At 40.8% G+C, this 21802-nt stretch carries 15 protein-coding genes; 10 read left to right on the top strand and 5 right to left on the bottom strand.

What is annotated here, in order from left to right:
• The 5 genes from IPM71_10780 to IPM71_10760 all read left to right on the top strand — a co-directional run bounded on the left by IPM71_10780 (position 1) and on the right by IPM71_10760 (position 4813).
• Positions 1-1137 carry a glycosyltransferase gene (locus IPM71_10780; GenBank protein ID QQS50080.1) on the top strand — a complete coding sequence of 379 codons (1137 nt, stop codon included), beginning with the start codon at positions 1-3 and terminating at the stop codon, positions 1135-1137.
• Positions 1128-1727, top strand: coding sequence for a sigma-70 family RNA polymerase sigma factor (locus tag IPM71_10775; GenBank protein ID QQS50079.1), 600 nt, complete (start codon positions 1128-1130; stop codon positions 1725-1727). The genes IPM71_10780 and IPM71_10775 overlap by 10 nt, the downstream gene beginning before the upstream one ends.
• Entirely contained in the window at positions 1727-2356 is a 630-nt protein-coding gene (gene rsmG, locus IPM71_10770) for a 16S rRNA (guanine(527)-N(7))-methyltransferase RsmG (GenBank protein ID QQS50078.1), read from the top strand. Before IPM71_10775 ends, rsmG begins: the two co-directional genes overlap by 1 nt.
• A 120-nt stretch (positions 2357-2476) precedes the next feature.
• On the top strand, positions 2477-3133 hold the full coding sequence (locus IPM71_10765; protein QQS50077.1) for a PorT family protein: 657 nt from the start codon (positions 2477-2479) through the stop codon (positions 3131-3133).
• Positions 3134-3151: 18 nt separating this feature from the next.
• On the top strand, positions 3152-4813 hold the full coding sequence (locus IPM71_10760) for an NAD+ synthase (GenBank protein QQS50076.1): 1662 nt from the start codon (positions 3152-3154) through the stop codon (positions 4811-4813).
• A gap of 59 nt (positions 4814-4872) precedes the next feature.
• On the opposite strand, the gene IPM71_10755 is transcribed toward IPM71_10760, so the two are convergent.
• Positions 4873-5871, bottom strand: coding sequence for a substrate-binding domain-containing protein (locus IPM71_10755; GenBank protein ID QQS50075.1), 999 nt, complete (start codon positions 5869-5871; stop codon positions 4873-4875).
• Between the two features lie 162 nt (positions 5872-6033).
• Between IPM71_10755 and IPM71_10750 the strand changes: the two genes are divergently transcribed.
• Positions 6034-6540 (top strand): hypothetical protein, encoded by a 507-nt coding sequence (locus tag IPM71_10750; GenBank protein ID QQS50074.1) that lies wholly within the window; start codon positions 6034-6036, stop codon positions 6538-6540.
• Between the two features lie 122 nt (positions 6541-6662).
• Positions 6663-8810 carry a TonB-dependent receptor gene (locus IPM71_10745; protein ID QQS50073.1) on the top strand — a complete coding sequence of 716 codons (2148 nt, stop codon included), beginning with the start codon at positions 6663-6665 and terminating at the stop codon, positions 8808-8810.
• 23 nt (positions 8811-8833) lie between these two features.
• Here IPM71_10745 and IPM71_10740 read toward each other — a convergent pair whose 3' ends face one another.
• Complete coding sequence (locus IPM71_10740) at positions 8834-10822, bottom strand: OmpA family protein (GenBank protein QQS50072.1); 1989 nt, start codon at positions 10820-10822, stop codon at positions 8834-8836.
• A gap of 443 nt (positions 10823-11265) precedes the next feature.
• Here IPM71_10740 and IPM71_10735 point away from each other — a divergent pair, with 443 nt between their 5' ends.
• Positions 11266-12279 (top strand): glutamine synthetase beta-grasp domain-containing protein, encoded by a 1014-nt coding sequence (locus IPM71_10735; protein QQS50071.1) that lies wholly within the window; start codon positions 11266-11268, stop codon positions 12277-12279.
• Positions 12280-12537: 258 nt separating this feature from the next.
• The gene (locus IPM71_10730; protein ID QQS50070.1) at positions 12538-14178 is read left to right on the top strand and encodes an FMN-binding glutamate synthase family protein; all 1641 of its coding nucleotides are present in this window, start codon (positions 12538-12540) and stop codon (positions 14176-14178) included.
• A gap of 173 nt (positions 14179-14351) precedes the next feature.
• On the opposite strand, the gene IPM71_10725 is transcribed toward IPM71_10730, so the two are convergent.
• Together IPM71_10725 and IPM71_10720 are read right to left on the bottom strand one after the other, a co-directional pair.
• Positions 14352-16538, bottom strand: coding sequence for a glutamine synthetase III (locus IPM71_10725; protein ID QQS50069.1), 2187 nt, complete (start codon positions 16536-16538; stop codon positions 14352-14354).
• 140 nt (positions 16539-16678) lie between these two features.
• A complete protein-coding gene (locus IPM71_10720) occupies positions 16679-18040 on the bottom strand; it encodes a dipeptidase (GenBank protein ID QQS50068.1) in 1362 nt (453 codons plus the stop codon).
• A gap of 760 nt (positions 18041-18800) precedes the next feature.
• Here IPM71_10720 and IPM71_10715 point away from each other — a divergent pair.
• On the top strand, positions 18801-20465 hold the full coding sequence (locus IPM71_10715) for an alpha-amylase (GenBank protein ID QQS50067.1): 1665 nt from the start codon (positions 18801-18803) through the stop codon (positions 20463-20465).
• 54 nt (positions 20466-20519) lie between these two features.
• On the opposite strand, the gene IPM71_10710 is transcribed toward IPM71_10715, so the two are convergent.
• The gene (locus IPM71_10710; GenBank protein ID QQS50066.1) at positions 20520-21737 is read right to left on the bottom strand and encodes a cation:proton antiporter; all 1218 of its coding nucleotides are present in this window, start codon (positions 21735-21737) and stop codon (positions 20520-20522) included.
• Positions 21738-21802: the final 65 nt, after the last annotated feature.

Here is a 21802-nt window from a genome sequence, read left to right as displayed (position 1 = left end):
GTGTTTAACTACAACCACTATTTCAGCAGCATAGAACTGGTTCTTTTTGTTGCTTTTGCTTTATTCTTTGCCATTCAGATTTATTATTACCTGCGAATTTACTTTCCGGTTTTGTTATACAAAAATACAAACTATCCGGAGAATCTGCCGGTTTCAGTAGTTATCTGTGCAAAAAACGAAGCCGATAATTTGAGGAAGAACCTTCCATTTATTCTTGAACAAAATCACCCGAAATATGAGGTAATAGTGGTAAACGATGCCTCGACCGACGATACAGCTGAGGTAATTGGTGAGTTACTGGCACGCTATAAACACCTAAAAACGACTTCTCTGCCAAGTATGGTTGACCCAAAATTCACTCATGGAAAGAAGTTGGCCATCACTGTAGGTATTAAAGCAGCACAATACGATTGGGTTGTGTTTACCGATGCCGACTGTTGGCCGGTTTCGCCCAACTGGCTTACCACTTTACAGAAAGGTTGTAAAGACAAAGAAATTGTACTCGGTTATGGAGGTTACGAATATCAAAAGGGGCTGCTCAACAACTACATTCGATACGATACCCTGAGCAATGCACTCATGTATCTGGGGTATGCTCTTATTAAAAAACCCTATATGGGTGTAGGCCGAAATCTAGCTTACATGCGTGAGTTATTTTTCAGGAACAAGGGTTTTGCCAACCATTATGGAATTCTGTCGGGAGATGATGATCTTTTTATCAGCGAAACCTCCACTTCCACAAATACTGCTGTGGTCATCGATCATGATGCCATTACGCTTTCGAAAGCCAATACAAGTTGGTCAGGCTTTTACAAGCAAAAAATAAGGCATTTATCCACTGCTTCAGCCTACAAACCTGTGAATCTATTTCGCATTGGAATGGAACCTGTCAGCCGTGCCTGGTACTACTTACTATTACCTCTCAACCTATTGAGTGACACATTCTTTATTGCCACACTGGCCATGGTCAGTTTTCGATTGGTTGTGCAGATTACAATTTACCTGAAGGCACAACGTAAGTTTGGAGAGAGAAATATTTTCTTAAGCTTTATTATATTCGACATAGCTTCGCTGCTTATTAATTTTTTGGCTTACTTTGCATTAACCATTCGTCGCAGGCATCAAACATGGAAGTAGCAAACAACCTTTCCGAAAAGGCACAGCGTGATTTTTTGCTGGTGCAGCGAGCCATACAAGGCGAACAGAAGGCTTATACCGAGCTGCTCGACAGGTATAAAGACGCCATCTACTTTATGCTGTTAAAAATGGTAAACAATGCCAGCGATGCCGAAGACCTTACCATCGAAGCTTTTGGCAAGGCGTTTAAAAACCTTGAACAATACACCCCAAATTTTGCTTTCAGCACCTGGCTATTTAAAATTGCCACCAACAACTGCATCGATTTTATTCGAAAAAAGAAGGCCAACACTGTTTCGCTGGATATTACCGACGAAGACAACGAAAAGTCGTCGCCTGATATTATGGCCTCCGTGTTAGATCCGGAAGAAACGATGATCAAAGAGCAGAAGCTTAAAATTATGCGATCACTAGTTTCTCGCCTGAAACCGCGCTATCGGAAACTAATCGAGCTTCGCTACTTCAACGAATACTCTTACGAAGAAATATCAGAAGAACTTGAGTTGCCGATCGGAACTGTGAAAGCCCAACTATTCAGGGCGCGCGAACTACTTTTCAATATCCTGCGTAATACAACCCATCACATTTAATGGAGGAGATTCTTCGTTATTTTCCTGGTCTTTCTGCACATCAAAAACAGCAATTTGCGCAACTTTCCGACTTGTATCATTTTTGGAATGCCCAGATTAACTTGGTATCGCGAAAAGACATCGACCAATTGTATGTCCGGCATGTATTGCATAGTCTGGCAATAGCCAAACACATTCAATTCTTACCGGTAAGCAAAATTATGGATGTGGGCACAGGTGGTGGGTTCCCGGGCATCCCCCTTGCCATCATGTTCCCACAATCCAATTTTCTGCTCATCGATTCCATAGCGAAAAAGATTAAGGTTGTCAACGACATTATCGAAAAAATTGGGCTAAACAATTGCGCAGCTAAAGTAATTCGGGCAGAAGAGGTCAATCAAAAATTCGATTTCATTGTGAGCCGGGCGGTTACCAATATGCCTGATTTTTATAGCTGGGTGCGAAAAAACATTTCTTCCGATTGGAAGCATGAGGTTCCCAATGGCATTCTCTACTTAAAAGGTGGCAACCTTGAGGAAGAATTGATGTCTTTTGCAGAAAGGTATGTTGCAATCGATCTCTCAGAATATTTTACCGATCCTTTTTTCGAAACAAAAAAGTTGATTCACCTTTTCGAAAAACGCAGCTAAACTCTTAATCAATCCGGCACGGAAATATTTGATAACAATGCCTGATTTGCTTGTTAGAAAGAATTGAGACATTGGTTTGGCACAACAAAGGAACATCTGTATTTTTGGTAAAAAAGAAACATGAAACAATTAGCCTTTGCATTCATATTTATCTCATTAAGCTTCCAGGCCTATACTCAGGAACTAAAATTCGGCGTTTATCTGGCCCCACAAGTTTCCTGGCTGCTACCGGAGGCCAAAGATGTGCAATCGAATGGCAACCTTTTAAGAATATCGGGTGGATTGGCAATTGACCGCTATTTTGCCAAAAATTATGCTTTCTCAACAGGTTTGGCTATTGGTAGTCAGGGCGGATACCTTTTGTACGATGGATCCTCATCGCGCACTCTGCAGGTATACGATTCAACTTATGCCATGGCCGGGAAATCGGTAAAATACCAGCTCCATTACCTGAGCCTGCCGCTTGGGCTTAAACTTAGGAGTAACGAAATAGGATACATGCGTTTTCATGTGGTGTTAGGTTTCCAAAACCAATTTTTACTCAAAGCCAAAGGTACCGACGAGACTGACAATGCTTTTCAGGACGATTCGATCCGCGAATCGCTGGCAAATTATAATCTGGGCTATTATTTTGGCGGAGGTATTGACTATGCCCTTGGCGAAGATACCTCGCTGTTTTTTACCATCGTCTATGACAATGGCTTCATCGACATCCTGAAAAATAATCCCCCAACCAACACCCGGGGTTTAGGCTTGCGGGTAGGCATCAATTTTTAACTTAAGGAATACGAAAAAGTGAAAATTACCCTCGCACAAATCAACTATATTATTGGTGATTTCACAGGAAATACCCAGAAAATCCTTCAGACGGTTCAATTGGCAAGGCAAGAAAAGTCTGACCTTGTTGTTTTCAGTGAGCTATCGGTATGTGGATATCCCCCGCTCGATATGCTGGAACACCGCTACTTTATCGAGAAAACCGAGGAAGCAGTAGAATTGATTGCACAGGAGAGCCAGACTATAGGTATTATCATTGGTGCGCCTGTAGTCAATCACTCTCAAAATGGCAAGAATTTGTTCAATGCTGCTCTCTATTGTTACCAGGGGAAGGTGCAGCAAACAATAAAAAAAACGCTCCTGCCTACCTATGATGTATTTGATGAATACCGATATTTTGAGCCCAATAATTCTTTTGAAATCATTCGCCACCAGGGAAAAAAGATAGCCCTCACTATTTGCGAAGACCTCTGGTATGAGCAGCCTATACTTACCGATTTTGGGAAAGAAAAGCTTTATTCCTTGAATCCCCTTGATAAGCTGATGGAATTAAAACCCGATTTTATCATTAACATAGCCGCTTCTCCTTTTGCCTATAACCACGATCAGGTAAAACGCGAGATTCTGATGAACAATGCAAAGAAATATCAGTTACCAATCTTTTATGTCAACCAGGTGGGAGCCCAGACAGAAATAATATTCGACGGTGGCTCGAGGGTACTGACCAAAAATGGAGCTATATACGACCGCATGCCTTTCTTTGAAGAATCCTTACGCAGCTACCAGTTGGAAGATATTCTTGAAAACCAATCAGGTTCCGAAAACTTTCCGATAGCCGAACGAATAGAAAAAATACACAATGCGCTGGTATTGGGAGTACGCGACTATTTCAAAAAAAGTGGGCTAAAGAAAGCCATATTAGGGCTCTCTGGCGGCATTGATTCAGCAGTAACTCTAGTCATTGCTGCAAAAGCCCTAGGAAAAGAAAATGTAAGCGCCTTGTTGTTGCCTTCGAAATACTCATCGGACCATTCGGTAAGCGATGCAATTGCTTTGGCCAAAAACCTTGGAATTCAATACTCCCAGCTTGGGATACAACCCCTAACCGATTGTTACGAGAGTCTCCTAACTCCTGTATTCAGGGGATTGCCTGCTGATATTACTGAAGAAAACCTCCAGGCACGCATTCGAGGCACCTTGCTTATGGCTCTTTCGAATAAATTTGGATCCATTCTACTGAATACTTCCAACAAAAGCGAGGCCGCAGTGGGTTATGGCACCCTCTATGGCGATATGAACGGAGGGATTTCCGTATTAGGCGATGTGTATAAAACTGACGTTTATGCACTAGCACATTTTATGAACCGAAAAGAAGAAATAATTCCGGTAAATACCATTCTTAAACCTCCTTCGGCCGAACTCCGTCCCGACCAGAAAGATTCCGATTCACTGCCTGAATACGATGTACTCGATCGAATTCTTTTCCATTACATCGAACTTCGACTTTCCGGAAAAGAAATTATTCAACTTGGATTTGAAAAAGAAGTAGTGCAAAAAACCATCCGTTTAATCAATTTTAACGAATACAAACGATTTCAAACACCCCCCATACTAAGAGTTTCTTCGAAAGCCTTTGGGTTGGGTCGCCGAATGCCGTTAGTAGCGCGTCACGAAGAATAAAAAAACACCCCGATAGGTCCTACTAACGGGGTGTTTTGTTTGTCACAACAAGCAAGAATTTATTTTTTCCAAAGATTATTTTGTTGAAGATATCCATCTGCCACTACTGTTAGTTCAATGGTTTCCAGGCTCACGGCCATAGCAGGCAATAAAATCGAAGGAACTTGCTTAAACCCATTATTCACCGAGAGATTCATGTTAGGGGCATTGTCTTCGCTGGCTATTTGAAGAGCCACCTCAGCGGCTTTAAAAGCAATGGCTTCTATGGGTTTATATACCGTCATATTTTGGGTACCTGCAATAATCCGCTGGCACGCTTCCAAATCAGCATCCATGCCCGCCAGGCATACGTTTTTTTCTTTTCTTAACTCAGCAAGAGCCAGATTTGCCCCTGTAGCTAAGCGATCGTTCGCAGCAATCACAGCTGTCACGTCAGGCGATACTTTAAGGCACTCTTTCATCATCCGGTAACCTTCTTCAATTGTCCATGAATTTGCATAATTGTCATAGGTAATTTGAATATCCCCTTTATCAATAAGAGGTTGAAGCACATTCAACTGCCCAAGCCGAAGTAACATTGAATTATTGTCATTTTGTGCGCCCCCCAACAAGGCATATTTACCCTTAGGGCAAGCTGAAGTAAGGTATTCGGCTTGTATTTCACCAACATTCACATGGTCGAAAGAAATGTAATAGTCCAGACCACAGTTTTTGGTAAGCCTATCGTAGGAAATAACCCGAATGCCCTTTTTATGTGCCAGTAAAACAATTTTGGCAGCCTCGTTCATATCGGTAGGAACCAACACGAGTACATCAATATCCATATCAAGCATTTCCTGCGCAAGCTGATACTGCTTCTCCATATCCATTTCTGCAGCCATGCAGATTACCTCTGCACCTTGCTCCTGAATATACCTGGTAAACAATTCCTTGTCCTTTGCCCATCTGCCGGTAACCGACTCATCCATTAAAAAGCCTACCTTTACAGTTCTTTCACAAGCTGAAAATAACAAAACCGCAAGGAATAGAATCAGAAGGTGTGTTGTATTATTTTTCATAGTATTTTGGTTTTATAAGGTTAGGATAAGGTACAAAAAACCAGCAGAGAATACAACATTTGTTACAGTTAAAATCTCAAACAACCAACAGATTTGAATAGTTCTGCAACAGATTGTTTAACTTTATTTATCGTTGTTGCCTTGATATAGAAACCTCGCTTTATGGAATCAGAAAAATTGCCTGATATTATTCTGAAACAGGATAAACTGAAATGGTACTATTGTCATTTTACTCGAAAAGGTGAAAAAATTGCGTGGAAAAGTTTTTCGCAAACAGCAGTTCCCTCCTCTGAGTTGATTTTTTTCCTTAATAAAGGTTTTAAGCACCGTCGGCATTGTCTTGTTTTTCCTGAATCCTTCTCTGAAAAGCAACCCGCCCTGCAGAAACAAGTAATTATTACAACAAAAGGATGCAAAGAAATTATCTCAAGGCTGATTCCGCAATTCAATGATTCTATTTTTGAGGTTGAGGAATACATCACACCTGAAGGAACTATCCACCTCTCTCTTAGCGAACCCAATATCAATAAGGTTTTACGCTTTATCTTTCACAAAAAACCTGAGCATGTAACACTGATACTTTCCAATAGCCTTTCAAATCCACTACATCAGAACATTCTAAAAAATGTAATTGAAGCGGCCGGAATAAAAACTCTATCGGTATTTTGATTGCATCAATAAATGCTTCAACCTAAACATTAATTCGATCATTTAAAATTTTAAAAAAGGCGGAGGTCCAATTAGGCAAACAAAATAATTTTGTAACTTATGAGTAATTAAGCCTCTCTGCTATGAAACTCCAACATTTGCTTCTGATTCTTATCCTGCTATATATTCAAACAGCAGGCAAAAGCCAGGATACAGACAGCCTCATGTTAAGCCAGATATTCGATCTATCGCTTAACGACCTGGCTGCAATCAAGGTACAAGCTGCTGGAAAAAAAGAACAAAAAATTGAAAGCATACCTGCCAGTGTGGTAATTATTACACGCCAGGATATACAAAAGTTCGGGTACACCACACTTAAAGAAGTGCTTAACCAAGTGCCAGGTCTATACCTTTGGGACGATTATCATGTGAGAGGCCGGATTAACATTGGAGTAAGGGGATATACCAGTTCAGACAACATTATCATTTTAGTGAATGGAATAAATCAGGTAGAAGGTGTTTACAACGAATACCTGCTTACCAAGGTTGCAGTGCCTGTGGAGGCCATTGACCGTATTGAAGTTATACGGGGCCCCATGTCGGTATTATATGGTAGCGGAGCTTTTTTTGGCGTCATAAATATTATTACAGACGACCAGGAATCGAATTCTGAAAATATTGCATCCCTCATGATAGGTAGTAATCAAACAAAAAAATTCACCACTCAACTCAATCACACTGCCGAAGAGTTGCAGATCGGCATCACCGGATCAGTATATCAAACTGAGGGCATGAATGTACCATACAATAAAATGATGTCGGACCCTTCCAAACTTTCAGCCTGGGGTTTAAATCCACAATCGACAACAGAAGGAATGCTCAAAGACAAACAAGTATATTTTAATATGAATGCAGCCTTTAAGGGTTTGAATATAGACATGGCGCACAGCGAGGTGGAGCGAGGGGGATTTTTAGTGCAACCGACCGTGGAGTATTCGCCCTCGAAAAGACATAGCACCAATTTTGGAGCTTCGTATCAGCATAGCTTTAACGACCTGATATCGGCCAAACTAAAATTTAGCTACCTTACTACCAGTGCCATGTCGCACTATTTTGTAAATGAAAAAAACTCTTACCTCACATTTGGATATAATTCCGATGCGTACGAGCTCGAATTGTTATCATTCATACAACCAACTCCTCAGCTCGACATTACATTCGGATTGGTACAACGAAATGTTTTTCATGCCACCAACCCTGCCGAAATGGAAGCCGTCTGGGGTATTCCTTATGGTAACCATCTTTCGAGGCTGGAAATCGATTCTCGCATGATTGACTATGCGGGTTATACACAACTTAGTTATTCACCCTTCAAGCCTGTAACTCTGGTTGCAGGAATACGGTTGCAATATATGGTTCCCTACAATTACGAAGTTTCAGGCGGCGATCCTCTGATAAGCAATGGCAGGGAACATTATGAAAATTCGTACAAGGAAGAAAAAATCCATACTATTCCAAGCCTGGCAATTCTTATCAAGCCTTTCGAAAAGCATACCATAAAAATGCTTTATGGAGAAGCATTACGCTATCCACCTATGGGACAGCTCGCCGATATACTTTTCTCCGACAGCCAGGATACACTGGCGAATTTTCCTCTTTTAGTTCCCTCGGAAATTAAAACCCTAGAAATAAACTACTCTGGCATCTATTTCGAGAAATTCTCTTTACAACTCAGTCTTTTCTATAACGATCTTTCCAACCTCATATCTCAATATTTTCTTGGTGTCTCTGACAGCATCACTGTTTACTATACTTCGAACAAAGGAAAGATTAAAACTACAGGGGGCGAATTCTCGTTAAGAGCAGAACCCATCAGAAACATGACAATTATTTTAAGTGGATTAGTGCAAAACTCGGAAAACGAAACGCCAGGCCTGACAAAAGTGCCCGTTCCCTATTCACCGGACTATTGTGGATACATGACTATATCCTATGCTTTTGCTCCAAAAATTGCATTATATGTAACCGGAAATGCCATCGGTGCTATGTATTCCGATTACGATCATAGAACCAACACCTGGCTGGGTGAACAAACAAAAGCTTCGGGGTTTCTGGATGCAGGCATAATTCTCAGCGATTTACCTGTAAAGAATATGATGCTAAACCTTCGTTGCACGAATGTGCTCAATTCCGAAATCCATTATCCGGTTACCACCCTTAACAGGTTTGCAGACAAAGGAATAATAGATTACACACAAAAGCTTTTTGTTGTTTTAAGCTATTCCTTTTAGCCTGGCTGAAAGAAAAATGCCCGCTATTTAAAATCGGTACGCAAAACCTTAAACTCGGTACGGCGATTGAGAAAATGAGCTACTTCCTGCAAATCCTCATCGCTTATAGTAGAAATAAGTTCATCGGTAATTACCTGGCCTTCGTTTAAGAAGGGATAAGCCTCGTTATCGCGGCGATCGACTACTTTGGGTTGAGTTTCGCCATAACCTTTTGCCACAAGACGTTCTGGTTTGATATTTTTCGAGATAAGGTAATTCACTACCGATTGTGCTCTTTGTTGCGATAAATCAAGATTAAACTGATCGTTACCACGTGAGTCGGTATGGGAGCTTAGCTCGATAATGATGGTAGGGTTATCATTCAGGGTTTCAACCAGCTTATCAAGCGAGACCATAGATTCCGGCCGCAAATCGGCACTTGCAAAGTCGAAGAATATGTTTTCAACAGTAATTGGTTTGTCGATAGGAGCCAGATAAATCACGGTAGTAAAATCGGTACTACCTTCCAGATTCTTGGTGGTTTCTCGTTCTTTGCCCTGCAGGTATCCATTCTGCTTGGCCACAAACACATAATCGGTAGCTGGTTTCAGCATAAACTTGAACGAACCATCGGATGAGGTAGTGGCTTCGACAGTAAGTCCATCACTACCAATCGATTTAACCTTAGCGCCATTGATAGGGTTATCGGTTTTTTCGTCTTTTACAACTCCGGTAATTGAAAATTTCAGAGGAGGCAGGACAAATGCATAGATATCGTCTACCTTTCCCTTTCGGGTCGAACTCAGGTACCCAGCTTCCCGATCACGTTCGAAACAGATACCAAAATCATCTGATGAGCTGTTGATGGGATAACGCATATTTTCTATTTCCCATTTGCCGTCTGTGCTCTTTTTGGCCTTAAAAATATCCAGCCCCCCCATACCAGGATGGCCGTTGGATGAAAAATAAAGCGTACCATCGGGGTGCATATAAGGAAAGGCTTCTGTAGCATTGGTATTAATGCGTTCACCTAAATTGACCGGTTCACTCCATTTATCGTCTATCGAGCTACGGCTTACCATCCAGATATCAGTACTGGGTTTGCCATTGTCTCCGACCATACTTCCCTTCATATCAGAAACAAAAAAAAGAGACAATTCATCGGCAGAAATTGCAGGGTGGGTAATAAGCACGCTATCGTCAGCCAACTCGAGCGATTTAACTTTCGTCCATTCTTCGTTCTTTAATGATGCCTCATAAATTGCGCAACCTAAAGTTTTGTTACTGCTAACCTGGCAACGTGAAAAATACATTACCGAATAGTTGTTGTTTAATACAGGGCTTCCTTCCTCAAAATCGGTATTTACTTCTGCTCCCAGAGGAACTGGTGTGCTCCATTTTCCTTTGCGGTCCTGTGTAGTTACAAAAATATCGGTGAATCCTTGTCCGGTGCCACCATGATCCTTTTTACCGGTTACCTCTTCTCTCGAAGAGGTAAAAACTATTCCACGATAATCTTCAGTATAAAAGGCTGGTGAAAAATCGTTGAACTTGGAATTAATGAAGCGCATTTCAGTTACATTATAGCCGTTGGGGTATTCCATCCACTCGATAGCCATGTTGCAGGATTTAATTCCTTCGGTACCTCTTGAGTCGGAAGGAACAAGCTCCTTATAGGCATTGTATTGCACCTTTGCTTCTTCGTAATCCCCATTCATTTTAAGCATATCGGCAAAATACAGGTAGGCAATAGGGTTTGAGTTGTCTTTAGAGATTGCCTTGCTGTACCATAGCGCAGCTTGTTTCGGATTATTGGTGCGACGGTAACATTCGGCAATGTGAAAAACTATTTTCGATTTCTCTTCTTTATCGGTAATGCGCTCATAAGCCTCTTTAAATAAATCGATGGCCTTGTTGTACTCACCGGCATTGTATGCCTCATATGCTTTGATATAGGCTTTGTTCTGGGCATTGACAGGCGCTGCCGCTAATAAAAAGAAGCCATAAATAAAGAGCAATGCAAATAACCTCATAGGTTTAAATCTTTTTATGATGGAGTAAATTTAAAGGTTTTTGAACAAAATAACTGCTTTGTTATTAACCATCTGTAAAAAAACCGAAATAGATCGATTTTATTATGGAATCGAAAAAATTCCAGAAATAAAACTACACTTTAAACCAAAGAATTGAAGTTTAGTCTATTTCAAATAAAAGTAAGAACCCAATATTATTTCCAAATTGTAAAAAAAAGATGCTGAATGAAAAAGCTTTCAAAATAGAAATTCCATCGAATTATATTCTTTTTAACAATACCCCCCCTATTTATTACCCCCATACTTCCTATATTACACATATTATTCAAATAAATATTATTTTTTTATATATAGACTTATTTTTCTTTTACTTTTTAAGAAATAGTTATATATTTGTCGCAGATTATCAAAATTTATAATTTATAACTTATAATTAGTTCGAGATGAAAGCAAAATTAGAGTACATCTGGCTGGATGGTTATAAACCAACACAGACAATGAGGAGCAAGACCCTGGTTGTGTCTGATTTCAGCGGAAAATTAGAGGATTGCCCAATGTGGTCGTTCGATGGTTCATCCACCGGCCAGGCCGATGGTCACAGTTCAGATTGCCTGTTGAAACCTGTATTTATCTGCGTTGATCCGCAACGTAAAGACGGTTACTTGGTAATGACTGAAGTATTAAACCCCGATGGATCGCCCCACTCCAGCAATGGACGTGCTACCATCGACGACAACGATGAAGATTTCTGGTTTGGTTTCGAACAGGAATATGTATTGTGGGACCTTGATCACCACACCCCACTTGGATTCCCTGCTCCAGGTTATTATCCTCCCCCACAAGGACCATTTTATTGCTCGGTAGGTGCTGAATTTAACGTAGGCCGCAACATTGTTGAAGAACACCTTGATGCTTGCATCGAAGCCGGATTAAACATCGAAGGTATCAATGCTGAAGTATTAAAAGGACAGTGGGAATACCAGATTTTTGCCAAAGGTGCGAAAGCCGCCGGCGACCAGACATGGATCGGCCGTTATCTGGCAGAGCGCGTTGGAGAAAAATATGGTGTACGTGTTAACCTCCACCCAAAGCCAGTAGATGGTGACTGGAACGGATCGGGTATGCATGCCAACTTCTCAAACGGCTTGATGAGAACTTGCGGTGACGAAAAAGTTTTCACTAAAATCTGCAATGAATTTGGAAAATTCATTAAAGAGCATATTGAAGTGTATGGTGCCGACAATGAAAAAAGACTTACCGGTCGCCATGAAACACAATCGATCGACCGCTTCAGCTTTGGCGTTTCTGACCGTGGTGCTTCTATCCGTATTCCGATCAGCACTGTTGAAAATGGATGGAAAGGTCGTCTGGAAGATCGTCGTCCTGCATCGAATGCAGATCCATACAAAGTAGCCTCGCGCATCGTGAAAACAGTAAAGAGCGCACTTAAAAATTAATACTTTGCTTTTAGAAGCTATTGCAATACTGAAAAAAGCCTCCCAAATGGGAGGCTTTTTTTTTGCAAACAAAAGATAAAATGCCTTGAAAAGAATGCTCAATCCCATGAATACTAACACCAAATTATAACTATAAAATGATTCCATGATTTTGCGCCCAAAAAAAAAACTGTAAGTAAAAAATTGCTTTTCATTGATTTATTGTATAATTATGCTTTCGATTTTAAAATAAATGCACACCTAAAACATTAAACTATTATGATCAATTGGGTAAAAAATAACGATGCTCTGGGCGCAACAAACAGAGGTGTACCCTGCGAATCTGGATTATGCACCTTGTGCGATTCATCATGTAAAGGAAAATGTGAAACATGGTTATCATGTCTGGAAGGCAGAAAAATGTTGTATCCTAGACGATTTGGATACTCTACCTCTGGAGCAAATCATTTAACAGCCACAGGTTTAGGCTATCATGCCATCCGAATTCAAGGATATCCTTATGGATCATCAGGGATTTCAGAGAGAATGTCAACAGATTCTGATGATTGCACCTTTACCAATGTAAACGTTGAATCTGCTTTCGGAAGAGAGATTGTAACAAAATGTCGAATACCAATCATGACCGGAGCTCTTGGATCAACATTTATAGCTGCCCGATACTGGCCTTCATTTGCTGTTGGTGCTGCTCTGGCAGGAATACCCATCGTAATCGGCGAAAATGTAGTAGGTGTCGACAAACAATCGGTCATTAAAAATGGTCGAATTACCAGTGCCCCCGAACTCGAAAGACGTATTGAATATTTCATGCGCTATTACGACGGTTATGGTGCTATCATTATACAAATGAATGTTGAAGATACCCGAAATGGAGTAGCCGAGTACCTGATAGAAAAGTATGGAAATAAAGTTATTCTCGAGCTTAAATGGGGGCAGGGAGCAAAAGACATTGGTGGAGAAATTCAGGTAAATGATATTGAATATGCCCAATTTTTAAAAGATAGAGGATACATTGTTGATCCAGATCCATACGATCCTGTGGTAATGACCAAATATAAAAATCGAGCGGTAACTTCCTTTGCCAGACATAGTCGGTTAGGTTCGACCCATGCACACACTGTACAAGAAGTACACGATGAATTTATGAAATCAGTGGGCTATCTGCGCAGCCTTGGTTATAAAAGGCTTACACTTAAAACAGGTGCTTATGGTATGGAAGGACTGGCCATGGCTATGCGCTTTTCTGCTGAAGCCAAAATGGACCTACTAACCATTGACGGTGCAGGTGGCGGAACGGGTATGAGTCCCTGGAACATGATGCAGCATTGGGGTATTCCTTCTCTTGCACTCCACTCGAAAGCATACGAATATGCTTGTATTCTGGAGAAAAGAGGGTTAAAAGTTCCGGATCTGTCCTTTGCCGGAGGGTTTGCCCGTGAGGATCATATTTTTAAAGCGCTTGCTCTCGGAGCCCCTTATACGAAACTGGTTTGTCTGGGCCGTGCCCCTATGATAGCAGGTTTTCTGGGTAGTAACATCGAAGCAGTGCTAAATCCTGATCGGAAAGCAGAATTGAGCGGCCACTGGGAGAGTCTTCCACCTACAGTTACCGAATATGGTAAATATCCTGAAGAGATTTTTTCGGAATGGGAATGGGTAAAAAACAAAGTTGGAGTAGACGAAATGAAGAATATTCCTTTTGGAGCTGTTGCCATGTGCGGTTATGCCGACAAGCTTGCCGGTGGCTTGCAACAGTTTATGGCAGGGGCGAGGAAATTCAGGCTGAACGAAATCAAACGAAGCGACCTTATAAGCGCTAACCGGGAAACAGCAGAAGTAACTGGCTTACCATTTATGACAGAAGCACTCAATGATGAGGCTCTTCAAATACTAAATGCTTAATCGATTCAATTATTATACACTACCTGCCTTTTAAAAAAGGCAGGTAGTTTCTTTATAGCCCACATTAATATTTCAATCCAAATCGACAATTTCCCATTTTTTGCTTAAGCTTTCTATTATTTAAACAAATCAAAAACAAAGGAAGCTGCTGATTAAAAGCCTCAAGCAAATTCTCACCGAGTAAATAGCATCTCGCTGTATTTTGGCAAAGGCCACATTTCATTGTCGACTATGCGTTCAAGTCGATCGATCTGGTAACGAATTTCTTCGAGGTATGGTGTAATGGTTATTGAATAATCATGCGCTCTCTCGCGGACATTCTCAATAGAATTGGCCCTTTTCCTTGCCTCGGTCATCTCGTTCACTTTGACTTTAATGGTAGTGGTATGTTCCGAAATCTGTCTGATCATTTCAAGCCTTCCACTGGCGATAGATTTAAACTCATCTCCAAAAATTTCTTTTAAGCCTTTTACATTTTCAATAAGCGTTGTTTGGTAGGCAATGGCCGTGGGAACAATTTGATTAATGGCAATATTTGCCAGCACGCGCGATTCGATTTGAATCCGTTTCAAATAATTTTCGTAACGCACTTCGGTGCGGGCACGTAATTCTTTCTCTGTAAAAATTTTATTCGAAGTAAATAATTTGATAGATTCTGGCGCAAGATAAGCATCAAGTGCCTCCACTATGTTGCTGATATTGGTAAGTTTTCTTTTTGCAGCTTCTTTATGCCATTCTTCGCTGTAACTATTCCCTTCGAAACGTATTTTTTTTGATTTGATAATAAACTCACGAATTACCTGAAAAAGGGCTTCGTCTTTTTTCACTCCTTTTTCGATCAATTTATTCACATCGCGCGCAAACTCCTTTAGTTCCTGCGCTACCGCTGTATTGAGCACAGTCATAGCAGCTGCAGAATTCGCCGAAGCACCCACCGCCCTAAACTCGAAACGGTTTCCTGTAAATGCAAAAGGCGAAGTACGGTTTCGGTCGGTATTATCCAATAAAATCTCTGGAATCTTTCCTACATCGAGTTTAATTTCTGTTTTTTCGTCCGGCGTCATTTTCTTATTGGTCACTCTTGTCTCCAGGTCATCGAGCATTTCGCTGATTTGCTTTCCAACAAAGGCCGACATGATGAGTGGTGGAGCTTCGTTGGCACCCAGCCGATGAGCATTTCCAGCCGATACAATTGAGGCCCTTAGCAGGTCCTGGTGTTTATAAACTGCATTCAGTGTACATACCAAAAAACTTAAGAATTGCATATTGGTTTTTGGTTTAGCACCCGGAGAAAGCAGGTTCACGCCGGTATCAGTCATCAATGACCAGTTGTTGTGCTTTCCACTTCCATTCACTCCTTTGAAAGGTTTTTCATGAAAAATCACTCTGAAATTATGTCTTCTGGCTATTTTCTTCATAATATCCATTAGAAGCATGTTATGATCGACAGCCAGGTTACATTCTTCAAAAATAGGTGCCAGTTCGTATTGATTCGGAGCTACTTCATTATGCCTTGTTTTTATTGGAATACCGAGCTTATAACCTTCTATTTCCAGTTCACGCATAAAAGAACTTACTCTTTCGGGAATTGAGCTGAAATACTGATCGTCGAGTTGCTGATCTTTTGGTGCTTGATGCCCAACAAGGGTTCGGTCGCAGGCTACCAGGTCGGGCCTGGCATTAAAAAGGGCCTCATCGATTAAAAAGTATTCCTGCTCCCAACCCAAGGTAGAAAAGACTTTGCTAACGTTTTTATCGAAATACTCACAAATTGCCGTAGCTGCCTTATCTACAGCCGACAAGGCTTTTAGTAAAGGCGTTTTGTGGTCGAGTGCTTCGCCTGTGTAAGAAACAAAAATAGTAGGGATACAAAGTGTCCGATCGAGAATAAATGCTGGCGAGGAAGGATCCCAGGCAGTATACCCGCGGGCCTCAAAAGTATTACGTATACCTCCGCTCGGAAAACTACTGGCATCAGGTTCTTGCTGAGCCAAAAGACTTCCCGAGAAGCTTTCCATCACACCACCAGAATTATTAAATTGGATAAAAGCATCGTGCTTTTCGGCTGTACCATCCGTTAATGGACTGAACCAATGGGTATAGTAAGTAGCCCCCATGTCTAGTGCCCATGCTTTCATTCCAACGGCAACCTGTTCAGCCAACTTTCGATCAATCCGAACTCCTTCGATAATAGAATCCATTACTCCCTGAAAGGCTGCCTCTGAGAGATATTCCTGCATTTTTTTCTTATCGAATACATTGATACCAAAATAATCAGAGGTTTTTTTGGTAGGGTACTCGATGTGCACGTGTTTGCGGCTTTGAGCCTCCTGAAGGGCAAAAAATCTTATCTGTGCCATTGGATATCTGCAAATTGGTTTGATACAAATATAATGAGAATCTGAACAATTCTCTATTCGACTCATTAGGGCTTGTTCACAAGCATCAAGAAAACAAAACCGGCAGGATTGCGATCCTGCCGTTCAAGGTAAAAATACTATCAGAAGGCATAGTAATGGTAAAACCATGGGATAGTTTCAATGCCCTTGTAAAAATTGGCTAAAGGATAATTCTCATTCGGGGCATGAATAGCATCCGTTTCAAGTCCAAAACCAAGCAGCACGGATTTAATGCCTAACACCTTTTCGAAAGTTGATATCACCGGAATACTACCCCCACTGCGCACTGGAAAGGGAATCTTTCCAAATGTTTTCTGAATAGCCTTTTTTGCAGCATCCAGCTCTTTGCTTTCAAACGGGAGCAAGTAGGGAGTGCCGCCATGCAGGTATTCTACTTTAATTGTAAACCCGTCAGGAATAATCTTATTCAGATAGGTTTTAAACTGTTCGACCACGCGTGCTGGAGTTTGGTTTGGAACCAGACGCATACTGATCTTAGCAAACGCCTTGGCCGGCAATACTGTTTTTGCACCTTCAGCGGTATGTCCGCCCCAAATTCCATTTACATCGCAAGTAGGACGAGCCCCAAGGCGTTCGATTACCGAATAATCTTTTTCACCAAAGCCCTCTTTTAGCCCTATGGAATTAAAAAAATCCTTCTCACTAAAAGGCGCAGCATTCAACTGCTTGCGTTCTTCTGCTGAGAGTTTTAAAATATCATCGTAAAAACCCGGAATGGTAATCACACCATTTTGGTCGATGAGTTTGTCGATGATGCTGCATAAAACCATACAGGGATTTTTTACCGAACCTCCATAAAGTCCTGAATGCAAATCGCGGTTCTGTCCTGTAAGTTCCACTTCGAAATAAGCTAACCCCCGCAAACCTGTGGTTATGGAGGGATTAGACAGTGAAAGCATAGAGGTGTCGGAAACAAGAATCACATCGGCCTTTAATATTTCCTTATTCTTCACACAAAACGATTCGAGCGAAGAAGATCCAACTTCTTCTTCACCTTCGATTAAAAATTTGATGTTACAGGGTAGTTTGTTTTCACTCACCATATATTCAAAGGCCTTTACATGCATAAAAAGCTGACCTTTGTCGTCATCGGCTCCACGGGCATAAATTTTTTCGTTCCGGATTTCAGGTTTAAAAGGCGGCGATTCCCAGAGTTCGAGAGGCTCAGCAGGTTGAACATCGTAATGCCCGTAAACCAGCACTGTAGGTAGTTTTTCATTCACAATTTTTTGCCCAAAAACAACTGGCCAACCATCCGTATCGTGTATTTCGGCTTTGTCGGCACCTGCTTTCAACAACGAATCAGCTACATGAGCAGCCGTTTTGTACATTATATCCTTATTATCCTTTTTGGAACTAACCGAAGGAAGTTCTATAAACTTAAATAGTTCATCGATAAATCGTTGCTTGTTTTTCTCAATATACTGGTTAATAGTTTCCATGAATTTATAGTTTAAGTATTTATCCGTTTCCCTTCAAATTTCCTTCAAGTCTGGTTCAGAATGAATTTAAAAACCAAAAGAAGATTGCTCTTAATAATAAAACAAGGCAACCATTCAGCATGATTTCATTGGTGCTTATTTTTAATAAAAGTAAGAAATTGAAACTAATCTTCGCACAGCATATCGCTTTTTCCAAGCTGATCTTTATCAGTAGAATAGCTTACCAAGAAAATAACAAAAAAGAGGAACAATTGATTAAAGGAGAAGTAATTTTTATTTTGAATTTTCGCTTCGTATCTAACGTTTGGCATGTGGCAAATCGTTGATCTATCCTTTAGATCAACGTATTCTTCCGCTCAAACAGATGAATTCGTCAAAATGCACTTGACCTGGGTATATGTATTTTTCTACCTTACATTTTGTATAAACCGGAAGTGTACGCACTTTCAATCGAAAAGTAACACAAATTGCTAATTAAGCTTCAAACTTAGGGCTGGTAGCTGAAGAGGAGAGAAAAACCATTCTCTCCTCTTTTTTGTTTTTAACCATATCCACTTAAAAATTCGCCTTGATACTTAAAAAGCTGTATTGTGAATCGATAAACCTGCCAATGAAATAAAATATTTGTGGCGCTATATCGATTGTTTTACATTTGCAAATGGCTTTCCGGAAAAATAGAGAATCACAATATAGCAGCTTCTTTCAGTTGAGTTTGTGAGAAAAAAGAAGCCATATAGTAAAAACAAATATTTTTAACCCAATGAAGAATGTCATAATCATTTATCTTTTAGTAACTACAGCATTTTTTTCAATCCGTTGCACCAGCAAAGCCGACAATGCTTCGGGCAAGGAATTTATTTGGGAAAATGCCACCGTCTATTTTTTGCTTACCGACCGTTTTTCGAATGGCGATACACTGAATGATCTGAATTTCGGAAGAACCGCCGAAACCAAACCTACAAGAGGTTTCATGGGGGGCGATATTAAAGGCATCATTCAGAAACTGGAAGAGAATTATTTTACAAACCTGGGTATTGATGCCATTTGGCTTACACCAGTGGTAGAACAAATTCACGGTGCGGTAGATGAAGGACATGGAAACACTTATGGTTATCATGGATATTGGGCAAAAGACTGGACTGCCTTCGAGCCCAATTTTGGATCGGAAGAGGACTTTAAAAAGCTTGTAGAAACAGCTCATGCAAAAGGGATTCGTATCGTGCTCGATGTTGTAATCAATCAAACAGGTCCGGTCACAAGCATAGATCCGGTATGGCCCGACGAATGGGTGCGTACCTCGCCCCAGTGCAGTTACCAGGATTATGAGTCGACAATCACATGCACCCTTGTGGAGAATTTACCAGATATAAAAACCGAGAGCAATGAGGAAGTTGAAGTGCCTCTGTTTTTAAAAGAAAAATGGAAAGCCGAAGGCCGACTCGAATCTGAAATGGCTTCGCTGGATTCATTCTTTAGCAAAACTGGCTATCCCAGAACCCCCCGTTACTATTTTATAAAATGGCTTACCGATTTTATTCGAAAGTATGGTATCGATGGATTTAGAATTGATACCGTAAAACATGTGGAAGAATCGGTTTGGCAAGCATTAAATACAGAAGCGCTTAAAGCCTTTGAAGAATGGAAAGAAGCAAACCCAACAAAAGTGCTGGACAACACTGAATTTTATATCGTTGGGGAAGTATATGGCTACAACATCCAGTCGGCAAATAACTACTTTTTCAGCGACACTGTGGTAAACTATTTCGATTATGGGTTTAACAGCCTTATCAATTTTAGCTTTAAGGGCGATGCCCACAGAAGCTACAATGAACTGTTTACAGTATATTCCAATTACCTGAAATGCATGGACGGCAACTGGGTAATGAACTACATTAGCTCCCACGACGATTGGCATAGCTTTGATAAAGAAAGAAAAAATCCTATTGTAGCAGGCACCAAACTTATGCTTACTCCCGGAGCTGTGCAAGTATATTATGGCGACGAAACTGCTCGAAAGCTAATAGTGGAAGGAGAAGAAGGCGATGCCAATCTTCGATCGTTTATGAACTGGGACGAACTTGAGAGTAACCTCGAAAGAAACGGATATAAGATTCAGGATGTGCTGATGCATTGGCAAAAACTGGGTCGATTTCGCCAGGCTCACCCGGCGGTTGGGGCTGGAATTCACACCACAATTTCTTCAAAACCTCTAATATTTTTGCGTGAATATAGTTCTGCATCGCTTCAGGATAAAGTGCTTGTCGGACTCGATCTGAATAAAGGAGAGAAAACCCTACCAATAAACGGAGTGTTTGCTGAAGGAAGCATGCTTACCGATCACTATTCAGGCATGGAAGTTCAGGTAATCGATGATAAAGTAAAAATCAATACCGTTTTCGACATTGTCCTGCTATCCATCAAATAATAAGGAATAGAAATCCAGAAAAACCCGGTTCATTTCTTTCATGAACCGGGTTTTTTAATCCTTACTTAATAGGCGTGGCCCGTAATAATTAATTCCGACAGCCCCCAGTGGAGCGGTTATTACAATACTTAGCACAGCAAGGGCAAGAATTGCCTGTCCGTTTGTTTCGGAAATACTAGTGATAGTGCCTGACTGAATTAGTGAAAGAGGTACCGCTCCAATTGCAGCCTGTACCGTAGCCTTTGGTATATAGGCTATCATGCAGAAGAGTTTTTCTTTACCATTCAGCTTCGAGCCCAGTAGCGACAACCATACGCCAAAGCCTCTGAACAATAAACCCACCAGAAGTATGATTAATCCCGAAAGCAACAACTTACTTTTTAATGCCGCGATTTCGATCTGGGTACCAATGTAAACAAACAGAAGAATTTCTGCCAAAACCCATACTTTATCAAATTTAATAGCTAAACGACCTGCCACTGACGAATATTTCTCCAGCAGCACAAAACCAATTGCCATAATACCCAATAATCCAGCTATTTGAATGTGTTGCTTAATGTATGGAGTTTCCGTAAACTCATAAAACAAAATCGAAACTACCATGAAAATGATCACTTTCTTTGTATCGCGGATGTGTACCTTCCGAAAGTAAAGCATTAACAAATAACCCAATCCCGCCCCAATTAATGCTCCGGCAAGTATTCCAACCGGCACCGAAAATAGCAGGTAAGGAACATTGATCGCATTCCCACTGGCAAGTCCAATAAACACCCCAAAAATGGTTATTGCAAATACATCATCGACCGAAGCACCTGCAAGAATAAGCGTCGGTATCTCCTTCTTTTTACCAAATTTGTTATCTTTTAAATTGAGCATAGCCGGCACAACCACAGCTGGCGAAACTGCCGCGAAAATGAAGCCAAGCAATCCGCCTTCGATCCAGCTTAGGTCAAGCAAATAATGCGCAACAACCATAATTGTAGTTCCCTCGATGGTTCCGGGAATAAAACTCATACGAATGGCAGGTTTTCCAATCTTATTTAAAGTATCACGATTAATACCCAGACCTGCCCGGATTAGAATGACAATGAGTGCCACGGTTTTTAGTTCACCTAAAAGATCGATTACATGATTGTCAACCAGATTAAGAACCGAAGGTCCTAGAAGAATTCCAGCCATTATCATTCCGATAAGTCCCGGCAAACCGATTTTTCTGAAGAGATAATTCAGCATCAGTGCCAACAATACAATAAAAGCAAAACTTGTAAGCATTTAATCCGATTTGAGTTTTTATTTGACTTTTGCCATTTAGGCATATCAACGCAATCTGTAGTTTT

The sequence above is a fragment of the Bacteroidota bacterium genome (assembly GCA_016699695.1).
GTDB lineage: Bacteria > Bacteroidota > Bacteroidia > Bacteroidales > UBA10428 > UBA10428.
This window is presented reverse-complemented; position numbering and strand designations above follow the sequence as displayed.